Raw genomic sequence first — 12095 nt, forward strand, 5'->3', positions numbered from 1 at the left:
CCTTGCCACGCTTCACCGCCGAGGAGTGCTCAAACTACTTCTGCGCCGCAGGATACGAGCCTGAGTGATCAGATTCTGCTCTAGCTTCACGAATGGCATCGACCGCCCTTGCCGAACGCACGCGCCATGCCGACCGGATCGGCCGCCCTCGGGACCGCCGTGTTCAGGAGCACGGCGTCGAACCCGAGCTCCATGACGTCGCCGCGTACGACGGCCGTCCGAGCCACGCATCCACAATCAAACGGAATGTAGGGGAAATGTCCGCGCATCAACTGGACCTCGGAGCTCAACGCTTCATCGCATTAGAATGAGCGTTCGAAACGCAGGATACCGCCGACACTGCTCTTCTTGTTGGCATTGGCCCAGTTCACTTCGGAAGCTTTCACCTTTCCGACGGCGGAGCCTCCGTAGCGGTCATAGTCGAGTTCAGCCGTAACTGTGAAATCTGGAAGAAGCGCATAGGCGACGTTCGCAGCGGCACCATAGTTCTTGAGCTGATCACCCGAGAGCTGAAGGTTGAACGAAGTTGTCTCGTTGAGCTCGTAAGCGGCGCCAGCCCAGAAAGCCCAGTTCCCGCCCCAGATCTTATAGAAGCCGCGACCATGAGCGTCGATCGCGTTCATGGAGTCGTCGTTGAGCTTGCCATTGGAACCGTAGCCGAACATTCCGAACAGCAACAGTTCGTCGGTGACATTGATGTCGACACGGACCTTGACGGCTACCGATTCGTAGTTGCTATCATAACCAGCAACGCCGGTGATCCCTCCCCAGCCATGTGTGTATTTCAAGCCGCCCACTATGTGCGGAGCGTAGTTGTCGATTGTGCCGACCACGCCTGAGCCTTCTTCGAGCGAAACCACGGCCGAAAAGCCGTTCGCGGCGTCGAAGTAGTACTGGACCACATTGGTATCCAAAGCGCCGTACGGAACCGGCGTCTGGTTGAGTACGTCACCCGCGCCGCCAATAAACATGTCGAAGGCCGACCAGTCCTTACCAACTCGGAGGCCACCAAGCTGAATCCAGGCGAAAGTCAAGATGCTGTCTCCGTTGAAGGCATAGGACCGAGAACTGTCCGAAACCGAAGTGTGGCGGTTACCGAAATTCACGCGGGTTTCGGTGTAGGTCTTCAACGTGCCGAGTTCGGTCTCCTGGCCGGTCCAAGCTTTCAGTGTGAAGCGCGTGTTGTTTTGCCATGTACCCTGATCCTCACCAGTCCTCACATCTGAGGTTCTTGCGTGGTAAAACAATCCGACATCGCCCAAGCCCACGTAGTAGCTAAGATAGCCGCCGATGCGCAGGCAGGTCTCGGTGCCTGAAATGTAGACGTAGCCCGAGCCGTAGACGTCGCAGATCTTGGCGTACTCAGTCGGGTCAGGCTCGGCGACGGTGGTCACCGCGCGAGCGTCGGAAAAGGCGATCAGTGCCGCAGTTGAGCCGAGGAGGAGGCTCCCAATGGTCATTGTTGATCTCCGTCTAAATAGTAAAAGGAATCGAGACCGATAAATGATTTTTGCTAAGCAAACTATTGATAGCGCATCAAGCTGAATTCTGGGAGTGTTGCTGCACATATCGTGCTAATGCTCAGGAGAAGTTAGAATGTGATTGAGACTTGTTGTCACATATATTAATTAGTTAACACTCCCAGGCGGTCGTACAGCATTTTTGTACAATCACCCTTTCACCTCCGGCGGGCCTCACAAAGGGTACTACAGCAAATGACGTGCCACCCTGACGACCCAGCTGCGGCTTGAAGCTCAAATGTACGGGCGGACCTTGGTTTGCGCTTCCTTCTCTTTGCCTTGCGGATCCACCCAAGCAGGAACGGCAAACGTTTCGGCTACGGTTCGTCTGTTCGCTTCGCGACAGTTTGGCTTAATGGCGACGGCATTGTTTGCTGTGAGCCCCGCCGTTGAGGCATCATCTGGCGGCCACCGCTCGGTACGACGCCGTCACTTTGGCGAGCTGATGGTCGATAACCACGCGCCGCAGCCTTGCACCACTGAGTCGGTAGGCGCCAGCCTTGGCATTGCGGCGGACCTGACGGTCGCGTCGAGCAGGTTCTCGTCCTGAAAGCGGCGCGCCACAGCTAATGCTTCTTGCCAGCAATTCACACAACGAGCTCATCGAGACGGCAGAGATCATTATGGGCGGCGTAGCTGGCGTGCAAAGTCTGGACCCAACACCGTATTGTCTCATCGGATGCGGCATCTGCGCTCAGAAGAGTCTCCCACGCGCAGATGAAGGGAAGGGACGCTGGAACAAAACGGTGCGCGTGAGGGTTTCGGCGGGAACACCATCGTCAGTCGCTGACCGAGTGCGCTCAGACCATCGCTGTCCAGCCAAGACTGAACGGCGCCCATTGCTAAAAAATTTCGAGCCCAAAGCGGGACGGACTGACATAGCGCAAAGACGCAGGCCAGCGCAGCGGTAAGGTTGGATGTTATCAGCATGGGACGGTGACCGTTGCAGACCACGAAATTTCGAGAGGCCCGGCTGCCTTGGTACACTATCTATCCGGCTGTGTCGGAGTTCTCTGGGGCGGTCGGCGCCGAGGCTTATGAGGAATGGCTCAGGAACCTGCCGGCTGATGATCCGGTGTCACTCTATCTGCACGTTCCGTTCTGCCGATCAGCCTGCTGGTATTGCGGCTTCCCAACCACCATCACCCGCCATGATGCGCCCATCCTCAACTATCTGGCGGCGCTGCGTGACGAGATCCGTCTGGTTTCGGAGCGAGTGCCGAAGACGCTGCCCGTGAGCGACATACATTTCGGCGGCGGAACGCCGTCTCTCATCGGACCAGCCGAGTTCCTCGCTCTGATGGAGTTTCTGCGATGCCGCTTCGCCATCTCGAAAACAGCTACGGTCGCCATCGAGATCGATCCACGCACGCTCACGCCCGAGATGGCGGAACGCTTGGGAGCGGCCGGCGTGAACCGCGCGAGCCTGGGCGTACAGAGCTTCGATCCCATTGTTCAAAAAGCGATCAACCGAATCCAGAGCGAGGCCCAGACGTCGGCTGCCGTGGAAGTGCTGCGCCGGCATGGAGTAAGCCGCATCAACTTCGACCTCATCTACGGCCTGCCGCATCAAACGGTGGAGTCGTGCGTCGAGACAGTGAGGGCGGCGGTCGCCATGCGCCCCGACCGGCTTGCCTTGTTCGGCTACTCGCACATCCCATCCCAAGTAAAGAATCAGCGCCTCATCGAGGCGGAATTTCTTCCCGACAGCGCTGCCCGCGCTGAACAGTATGCGGCTGTCGCCGTGACGCTGGTTGCCGCCGGCTACCGGGAGATCGGGCTCGACCATTTCGCCTTGCCGCACGACGAGCTCGCGCTGGCACAGGAAACCGGTCGCCTGCGACGTAACTCGTTGGGCTACTCGGCCGATACCTGCAGAACCCTGATCGGTTTCGGCGCGTCGGCTATCGGCCGCATCGGCCAGGGATACGTTCAAAACGAAGTTACACGGGAGTCCTACATCCAGCACATCGCAGCTGGCCGACTGGCGACATCGAAGGGCCATCGCCTCACAGACGACGACCGCGTGCGAGCCGCAATTATCGAGCGATTAATGTGCGATTTCGAGGCTGACGTGCCGGCAATCTGTGTCGCCCACGGATCTGATCCGATCCATCTTCGCGATTCGGCTGAGCGCTTGGCCATGCTGGCCAAGGACGGGATAGTGGACTTCGAAAACGGCTTTGTCCGCGTACGGCGGGAGCATCGCTTTGGGATTCGCGCTGTCGCTGCCGCATTCGATGTTTTTAGGGATGGCGTTACGTATATCCCGCAGCAGCTTAATGCGATGCAAAGCACGACATAGTCCGGCATCAATGTCTCCGCTTGGAACCGCCGGCCTACTTGCCACGCCGGCCGGGCGCTGGTCTGGCAAGTGGGCTTTCCGTTTGCCAATGCGTTCGTTCCCGGCCCTCACGGGGCGGCGAGTCCCTGCCGTGAGCGCCTCACCCGTGAGGCTACATGGCGGCCGTGGAGATTACCTCAGCAGCGGCGCCCGATCGGAAACCTTAGCACCTCAGCGCTTTGACGTGGCTGCTTGAACTCTTCGACGGCAACCGCCTCAATTAGCAGGTCCAAGGCTTCGCGGCCCCTTTGACTCATCGGGTCATCCCCACAAAGGTAGTCATACGCTCGATCTAAATGCACTCGGGCGGCGGAAAAATCGCTTGTCATATCATAGAACCCTCTCTACCCGCCCGCATTGCCGTCTACGAGGTGAAGGTAGCGCAATCGTCAATATATACAGACAAATTTGAATTAAATCGATGCCGCCATCGAGCCCGCCGACGACCACTCGCTGGCGCTCGGTCGGTTCATAAATGCCGAGCACCCCGTCCCGAGACCACCTCTGACCTACCTCCTTCGATGCTAGACGCGTGGAAGACATGGCTGCGCCGCCGCTGCGAGAAAGGCGTGTCCCATCGCGCGGCGGCTGCATAGTGGGCAGCCAGCGCCGGGAGCTAATCGGCAAAGCCGCGTGTGGCGATTTTGCATAGCGGGCGCAGGCGAATCGCCACGCCCGTCCAGCATGTCCGATGCCGCGTAGGCCGCAAGGATCCCTGAGCGGAGTGCATGCACGATCCCGCGTGATGACAGTGGATCGGCACAGAACAGGCAGTCGCCCGCCGCGACCCAGCGGTCACCGGCGGCGGGATCGATCGTTGCGGTTCCCGCCGCCTTGATCATGCTGGCGGTCTCGATTGCGTTGGGCGGCACGAGCGGCGCGATGGACTGCGTTGCGGCTAAAGCGCGGTACCAATGTCCGGCTTTGCGCAGTTCGCTGCCCAGATCCGGATCGGTGAGGCACGCGCAAGTCGGCGCTGTACCACCAGCCTTCGGGACGCGCCTCGACGACCATGCTGCAATCGCCCGGTGCGCGGTCGAAAAAGCGTGTGTAGGCGGCAAGATGTCCGTGCATGGTGAGCTTGGCGCCGAAACATCGCGCCAGCCTCCAACTGGACCGGTCGCCCAAACCACGGCGCGGGCAACGATAGCTTCATCGGCCAGCTTGAGCAGCCAGCCTTGATCGTCGCGCACTGCCGAACCCACGGCCGAGCCAAACCGCGTGTCCACACCTGCCGCCTTGGCCGCCTGCACCATCAGCCGGTCGAATCGCGTCCGGTCGAGCTGCCAGCCGGCACCTTGAGCGGAAAACATGCCGTGCCGCTCGCTGGGAACTTCATTGGCCCACACCGAAACAAGCGCACGATTTTCAACGAAGCCGGCCTCGGCGAACGGCGTCCAGACACCAAGCTGACGCAGCAGCCCATTCGCTACTGCCGGCAGCACCTCTCCCGGCTTTGGCCGATCATGCCTTCCTGCTTCCAGCAACAGCACGCTCCGCGCGGGTGCATCGTTGCCAACGCCAGTCCGGATGTGGTCGCCGCCAAACGTGATCGTCTCAGCGAGCTGGCGGGACAAAATGCCAACCTCAAGATAGCGTTGGCCCGGATCAGCGAGGCGGACTGAGGAAGACTTTAAATTCAAAAGGTGACACGCGGCAATAGTCGCGTGCCGCTGTAGCCCCAGGCTCCGCTTCACCGTGGGGACCGATCGGTCGCACTCTCAGCCTGTGGTTCTTCTCTGCCACCCACATCGAATTTTGGTGGATTGTCCGTCTCCCGCACCGGTTTGAGCGCGATAGACAAGAATCGCGTTTCTGTGCCGGCCGGGCTTCAATGACGGGGATGGCGAAAAGCTGAGTGCTCGGGCTTGCGGGCCGAGCTTGTCGGTCGCTCGATGGAAAGTGTCATCTGAGGCGCTTCCTCTCCCGCGTGCAACTGGAAGACACGCTCGTCCAGTTCCTTGTCCACTTCCGTCAGACGATGATTGAGGCGAAGGTAGTCCGTCCAGGTCGGCGTGCGGAACGTTTCCGTCCAATGCATAGGCTTCTGCAAGTTCCGCTGGAGCGTCCAATCCCGAGCACCGACCCGGCTGTGTACATGACGCCGGTGCCGCATGAGGTCGAGGAAAGCCTCGAGATCTCTCTCGGCTATCAGATATTCGACCTTGACCACGATCGGGCCGCTTCTCGGCTTCAGGTTGAGCGCGACAGCCGGGGCATCGAATTCCTCCAGAGGATCGGGCTCTGAGTCGCGGCGCTCGCGAAGAGGAAACAGAACGCCGGCTGCAGCGACGAACATCAGGGAGGCAGCGGAACCCTCCAGCGCCAGGGCCAGCGAATGGTTTTCGGCCACCGTGCCCCACACCCAGCTGCCGAGCGCGATGCCACCATCTATCAAAGCATAGTAGATCGAGATGGTGCGCCCCACGACCCAGCGCGGGCTTGCCAGCTGCACGCTCACACCGACCCCTGACCAGGCGGTGACCCAGCCCGCGCCGCCCAAAGCGAGTGCAATTGCCGCCACCCCGATCGAAGTTGTCAGTGCCAGCGAAAGTGAGCACGCCGCGCAGGCGACGCAGGAGAGCCTCATCAGCCGCTCCTGCGACAAGCTCCGTCTGAACAGGCTGTTGGAGAGGCCAGCGAAGACGGCTCCGGTCCCGAAGCCGGCCATGAGCGCGCCATAGGCGAGCGGGCCTCCTCCCAGCTGATCGCGGACAACCACCGGCAGCAGCGCGAGTATGGCGATGCTCGCCAAGCCAAAGAGGGTTCCGCGCGCGATCGCTGCCTTGATTTCCGATGACATCGCCGTGAAGCGCAGCCCGTCATAGATCGCCGTCCTCATCGACTCGCGTGGAAGAGGGGAAGAACGAACCTTCCACTTGCAGCGCCAAATAGTGGCCAAGGGTACGAAATAGGTGAGCGTGGTCACCGCGAATGCCGCCATAAGGCCAAACGAGGCAACTACAATGCCGCCGAGCGCCGGGCCCACAGTCCGGACGGTATTGAATCCAACAGAAAGCAGGGTGACGGCAGCGGGAACATCGCGTCGATCCACAATATCGCCAACCGACGCTTGCCAGGCCGGATCATTGAGAGCACCGCCGCTTGCGATCAAGAAGCTGAAGCCGAGGATCATCCACGGACTGACAAAGCCCAGCGCCACCGATGCGGTCAGCATCGCGGAGGCTATCACCATAAGGCACCGACCGGCGAACATGACCCGGCGCCGGCTGAAATTGTCAGCGAGAGCCCCGGCGAAGACAGACAAGACGAAGGCGGGCAGGTTCGATGAAGCCTGAACCAACGCAACCATCAGATCGGAAGTCGAGATCGTTGCCATCAGCCAGCTGATGGCGACAGTCTGCATCAACCAGCCGAGGCTTGAAACCTGCGTGGCGAGCCAGATCGAGCGAAAGGTGGGCTGCAGAAGTGGCCCAAAGGTCGTTGGTGCAGCCAAATCTTCGTTTGATCCAGCCACCCTACTCATTTTGCGAACCTTTTCTTTCCGTTATTGTCGCTTCCCATGTAATCTAGGCTGAACCGTGGCGGCTTAAGAATAGATGGCCCATTTGCCTACGACGAATGTGGCCACAGTTCCTCCTGACCAGTTGTCAGGCGGCCGGGACGCAGACATGGGCCGGCTCACTCGCCTTCGACGACATCTTGGTGAGCCGGGATTCACATGTCATTTGAGGCACCATTTTCGATCGACGCGCTGCCGAGCGATTTTTCGCGAAACGTTACCCTGTTCTTTTGTTGGAAACTCATTCATCAGCGGCGTTCGATGCTGAGTGTGGCTTCCGAAAAGTGAGGACGCTTGCAGATCTTTGACAGGATCAGTTCCCTGATAGATGCAGACGATTGCCAGGCCGCGATCGAAGACGCGCGCGCCCTGCTCCTTCAGTTCGGACAAAAGTCTGATGCCCTCACACATGCGATCGACGAGTTTCTGCTCGACCTGATGACATTGGCTTTCATCGTCGAATGTTACGGACGCGGCTTTGAACTTTTGGCGCGAACGCTTGCCCGTAGAAGGCTGGCGAAGGTCAGACTGTTGTCGGGAGGGGTCGGCCGGGCAGAACGGGTTCCAAAGCCTGATGGCTGAACCGGCGATCGAGCCGCGTTCCAATTAACGACGCCGCGTTCCAATTAACGACGTGGCGACCGCCAAAAAGAGGGCCATCGGAAAACCGAGGTATGTAAGTCAAAACCTTCAGAGGGGAACAGCTGATACGATGGAATGGGAGGAAACCATCGCGTGCATCAGCTGTAAGCTTAATGGCTAAAAGTTGTGCAATGCGCAAACACACTTTGTGCAATGCAGCTATGCAGTAACGCAAAGCCTCAAGTTGCAAGATCGAGTTTGGAAATGTTTGCTGCTCGTACGGTGGTGGGCGAGATCCTTAAGCGTATGTACGGCGGCATGATGGACGCTTGCAAGCATCCAGACAAGATTATCGCGAAGCTAAAATAAGAGGTTCGATCCAATCGGCGATGCTCAATAGCCGCGCCATTCTGGTTCGGCCGGGCGTTACATCGCCTCGCCAAGTTGAGGATGTATTGGTCGCGAGCAGCCGCGCGCCAATTTGGAACCCACGACCATATGCAACGATTGGGCACTGTCCGAAGAAGGCCGAGAACGGTTGAAAGTGCGCTAGATGGAGATATTCTGAATTGGAACGGGGGCCTGGTTCATCGCCAAAGCGAGACATGGATGAAAAGCAGATCGCGCCCAACGCCTAATCCAACCATTGCAACGGAAGTCCCCTGGTCGGAAAGCCTAACCGCATATGATGACAAGCTTATCGAGCTCTATTTGAAGCTCATGAACGCTTGCGCCGACAGTGCCAGCGAAGAGGAGATGGCGCTGGATGTACTGGGTATCGATCCGGTCAAAGAGCCAATCCGCGCCCGTCCTTCGCAGTCATCTCAAACGGGTGCTCTGGTTTATGCATGAGGGCCATAAGGAACTGCTTCCAAGCCGGCCGCCTCAATAACTGCGGCGCCGAAGGTTGCCCGAGAGATCAGGTGGCGCCCTCGGGGGATGCGAGGACACTTGAAAGCCGCAATCGGGTTATCATCTCCATACTGCGCGTGTTCGGCTCCGCACGGCAAGTGCCCTTGAGTCGAGGAGGAACGCATGAAGAAGAAAGTTCATCTGGAAGCCTGCTGACCGATCCCTTGGGGCCCATAATCGGGTCCCAAGTTGTTCCCGACGAGCGTTGCGAGGCGCGGATGCAGGACCAGCCGGAAATCGAGCCCGGGCGTGAAACGAAGTCAACAGGTGCGAGGTTCGGCCTGCTGGGTGTGGCTGTGTTGGCCGTAGGCGCCTTCATCTGGACCAGCTTCGGCGAAGGCATCCAGCAGGGCACGTCCAACGTCGTTCGGACTGTCATTGACAAGAGCATGCAGCGCCTTGGGCTCGGGCAAGCCCCCAACGCTCTTACAGAGGGCGAATGGTATCTCTCGGTATACTACGATCCCGACTTTACGGATGTCACCCCTGTCGGCCTGGGGCACCCCTTCAAGGTGACATTCACGTCGGCCCCGGATTTGTCTGGCACCTACGAGAACGTTGCAGGGAGCGGCTCGGTAAGCGGCTTTGAACGACCCGGTCAACTCGTAATGACCTACTCCGGAGCAGATGGGATGTCCCATGGAGTTGCCATTCTCCAAGACATTCAGACCAACTGTCTTCCAACAACGTCGAGCATGGTTACGTGGGAGCCGTTTTGGTCCACGCTTGCTATAAGGCGGACACCCAGCAGTGCGATGCCGCCAAATCGCAATATAAATTCTGCAGGGCGATTTTGTCGAAAAACAGGGAACCCGACAAGGATCCTTCCTCAAGGGTTACCTCGACGAACCATGTTCGGCTTTTCAGAACGATCTTAAGCTGAAGCTTAGCCCGACGGCACAGCTTTAGGCACGAAGGCGCTCACCAGGGTCGCAGCTCAAAGAGAACGGCGCCCTTCGCCGGGGGCCGTCCGTTCCGCATCCCGCCTGACGGCGGCGCGTTGCTGCCCCTGTGATAAAAGGGCAGGAGGGCTACGGCTTCCATTTCAGCGTCAGCCGCTGAACGCTTGAGCCGGCTCTACGGCTATTCGGCTGGGGTTTTCCGAAGCTTTTCTAACACAAAGAGCTTGCCCTGGCGCACGGCGTACTCGATTGATTGCGCCTTCGCCAGATGTGCCGCAATCGAGCTGGCCAGCATGCAGCCCGTCCCGCGCATCGATGCGGCAAGACGCGGCGTGTCAAAGCGGACTGCTTCGTGATCGGGGCGCAACAGAATATCGGTTGATTGCGGTCCCGACGCATGGCCGCCCTTGATCAGCAGAGCCCGCGCGCCGGCTGCCAGCAATTCTTGGCCTTGCCACACTACGCCGTCCTCATCCACTGCCCGCTCCGAGCCAACAAGGAGTGCCAGCTCGAAGAGATTGGGGGTGACCAGACGGCAAAATGGCATCAGATCGCATTTCAGGGCGGCGATGGCGCCGGCTTCCAGGAGCGCCCGGCCTGACGTCGACGCCAGCACCGGGTCGAGCACTGCCGGCACCTGCGGATTTTCGCGCAGCACTCCGGCAACCGCAATGACGATCTCCACCGTGGCGAGCATCCCGATCTTGATGGTCGCCACCTTGTTGGCCTGCAACGCCGCACGCATCTGACCGGCCACCAGACCGGGTTGCATAGAGTGGATTTCCATGACCGCATCGTGCGTCTGCACCGTTAGCGCGGTGACAGCAAGGCAGGTGCGCACGCCAATGGAAGAGATCGTCTCGATATCGCGTGCTATTCCGCCTCCACCGCTGGAGTCAGAACCGCCGACCACGAGCACATGCGGTTCTCGCCTCAGCGCCATGGCTTTGTCTTTTCGATCCATTCTCGCGTGCGCGCTTCGGGATCGGCATTCAACGTGATGTCGGTGACCACCGCCGCGCTGTCCGCACCAGCCTCGAAGACACCGTTGAGCCGGTCGGGGTTGAGGCCGCCGATGGCGACCAATGGGATCGGCGCCACCCGATGCTTCCACGCGCTGATCCGCGCGAGCCCTTGCGGCGCCCATTTCATCTGCTTCAGGACCGTGGGATAGATGGGGCCGAGCGCGATATAGTCGGGCTCGGCAGCGATGGCCGTTTCCAGTTCTAGATGATCGTGCGTGGAAAGCCCGAGCTTCAATCCGGCGTACTTAATCGCCAGCAGGTCGGCCGCAGCCAAATCCTCTTGGCCGAGATGGACGAAGTCGCAGCCTTCCTCGATTGCCGTGCGCCAATAGTCGTTGACGATCAGTTGGCAACCATGGACCACGCAGGCGCCGTTCGCGCGGCGGATTTCCGTCCGCAGCGTGGCCTCGTCCCTATCCTTGATGCGCAACTGAACCAGCTTGACGCCAAGCGGCACCAGCCGTTCGATCCAGGCAGCACTGTCGACGATCAGGTAGAAGGGATCGAGCTTCATGAAAATACTGCTCTGCCGATGGTCGGTGTCGATGGCATGGCGATCTCGCGCGGTTCGAGCATTCCGGAGCTGAAAGCTTCACGACCGGCCTCGACCGCCTTGCCGAACGCGCGCGCCATGCCGACCGGATCGGCCGCCTTGGCAACCGCGGTGTTCAGGAGAGCGGCATCAAAGCCGAGTTCCATGACAGTCGCCGCGTGTGACGGCCGCCCGAGCCCTGCATCAACAATCAGAGGTACCTCAGGGAAATGTCCGCGCATCGAGCGCAGCGCCGTGATGTTGATCGGTCCGAGAGCGGAACCGATCGGCGCGCACCACGGCATCAAGACCTTGCAGCCCGCCGCAAGCAGCCGCTCGGCAACGATAAGGTCGTCGGTGGTATAGGGGAATACAGCAAAACCGTCCTCGCACAGGATGCGGGCGGCTTCGACCAGACCGAAAACATCCGGCTGCAGGGTGTCATGGTTGCCGATCACTTCGAGCTTGACCCAGTTCGTACCGAAGACTTCGCGCGCCATTTGTGCGGTCGTGACCGCTTCCTTGACGGAGTGGCAGCCAGCAGTGTTGGGCAGGATTCTGACACCAAGCGAGCGGATCAACGACCAGAATTCTTCGCCAGCCCTGCCGCCTGCCATTTCACGGCGCAACGAGACGGTCACCACCGCCGTGCCCGAAGCCCTGACAGCCTCGGCAAGGATGGCCGGCGAAGGATATTGAGCGGTGCCGAGAAGCAGGCGCGACGGAAGCTCGGCTTCATAAAGCTCGATCATGGC

The 12095-nt window shown here is 59.8% G+C and carries 10 protein-coding genes and 1 pseudogene; 2 read left to right on the top strand and 9 right to left on the bottom strand.

All coding sequences use genetic code 11. The annotated features are described in order from the left end of the window. Positions 1–82: 82 nt before the first annotated feature. Both NKH95_RS31785 and NKH95_RS31790 read right to left on the bottom strand, forming a co-directional pair. Positions 83–269: pseudogene (locus NKH95_RS31785) on the bottom strand (thiazole synthase); the annotation flags it as partial. A gap of 33 nt (positions 270–302) precedes the next feature. Further along, positions 303–1460: a porin gene (locus tag NKH95_RS31790; RefSeq protein WP_352894350.1), complete on the bottom strand. Its 1158-nt coding sequence runs from the start codon at positions 1458–1460 to the stop codon at positions 303–305. Between the two features lie 1003 nt (positions 1461–2463). On the opposite strand from NKH95_RS31790, the gene hemN reads away from it, so the two are divergent. Then, the gene (gene hemN / locus NKH95_RS31795; protein ID WP_352894353.1) at positions 2464–3825 is read left to right on the top strand and encodes an oxygen-independent coproporphyrinogen III oxidase; all 1362 of its coding nucleotides are present in this window, start codon (positions 2464–2466) and stop codon (positions 3823–3825) included. Positions 3826–4001: 176 nt separating this feature from the next. Here hemN and NKH95_RS31800 read toward each other — a convergent pair whose 3' ends face one another. The 4 genes from NKH95_RS31800 to NKH95_RS31815 all read right to left on the bottom strand — a co-directional run bounded on the left by NKH95_RS31800 (position 4002) and on the right by NKH95_RS31815 (position 7993). Further along, positions 4002–4193 carry a hypothetical protein gene (locus NKH95_RS31800; RefSeq protein WP_023727257.1) on the bottom strand — a complete coding sequence of 64 codons (192 nt, stop codon included), beginning with the start codon at positions 4191–4193 and terminating at the stop codon, positions 4002–4004. A 195-nt stretch (positions 4194–4388) separates the two neighbouring features. Then, positions 4389–5441, bottom strand: a complete 1053-nt coding sequence (locus tag NKH95_RS31805; protein WP_352894357.1) for an NAD(P)/FAD-dependent oxidoreductase — start codon at positions 5439–5441, stop codon at positions 4389–4391. A 254-nt stretch (positions 5442–5695) separates the two neighbouring features. Continuing rightward, positions 5696–7351 carry an MFS transporter gene (locus tag NKH95_RS31810; protein WP_352894359.1) on the bottom strand — a complete coding sequence of 552 codons (1656 nt, stop codon included), beginning with the start codon at positions 7349–7351 and terminating at the stop codon, positions 5696–5698. Between the two features lie 198 nt (positions 7352–7549). Beyond that, the gene (locus tag NKH95_RS31815) at positions 7550–7993 is read right to left on the bottom strand and encodes a hypothetical protein (RefSeq protein ID WP_352894362.1); all 444 of its coding nucleotides are present in this window, start codon (positions 7991–7993) and stop codon (positions 7550–7552) included. Positions 7994–8578: 585 nt separating this feature from the next. Between NKH95_RS31815 and NKH95_RS31820 the strand changes: the two genes are divergently transcribed. After that, positions 8579–8821 carry a hypothetical protein gene (locus tag NKH95_RS31820; RefSeq protein ID WP_352894364.1) on the top strand — a complete coding sequence of 81 codons (243 nt, stop codon included), beginning with the start codon at positions 8579–8581 and terminating at the stop codon, positions 8819–8821. A gap of 1143 nt (positions 8822–9964) precedes the next feature. Here the strand turns inward: NKH95_RS31820 and NKH95_RS31825 are convergent. From NKH95_RS31825 to NKH95_RS31835, 3 genes are read right to left on the bottom strand one after another with little or no spacing between them, the layout of a single operon-like run. Beyond that, the gene (locus NKH95_RS31825) at positions 9965–10726 is read right to left on the bottom strand and encodes a hydroxymethylpyrimidine/phosphomethylpyrimidine kinase (protein WP_352894385.1); all 762 of its coding nucleotides are present in this window, start codon (positions 10724–10726) and stop codon (positions 9965–9967) included. Then, the gene (locus tag NKH95_RS31830) at positions 10717–11322 is read right to left on the bottom strand and encodes a thiamine phosphate synthase (protein ID WP_352657839.1); all 606 of its coding nucleotides are present in this window, start codon (positions 11320–11322) and stop codon (positions 10717–10719) included. Before NKH95_RS31830 ends, NKH95_RS31825 begins: the two co-directional genes overlap by 10 nt. Further along, positions 11319–12092 carry a thiazole synthase gene (locus NKH95_RS31835; protein ID WP_352894367.1) on the bottom strand — a complete coding sequence of 258 codons (774 nt, stop codon included), beginning with the start codon at positions 12090–12092 and terminating at the stop codon, positions 11319–11321. The genes NKH95_RS31830 and NKH95_RS31835 overlap by 4 nt, the downstream gene beginning before the upstream one ends. Positions 12093–12095 lie beyond the last annotated feature (3 nt).

The organism is Mesorhizobium sp. M0848, assembly GCF_040319805.1.
Taxonomy (GTDB): domain Bacteria; phylum Pseudomonadota; class Alphaproteobacteria; order Rhizobiales; family Rhizobiaceae; genus Mesorhizobium.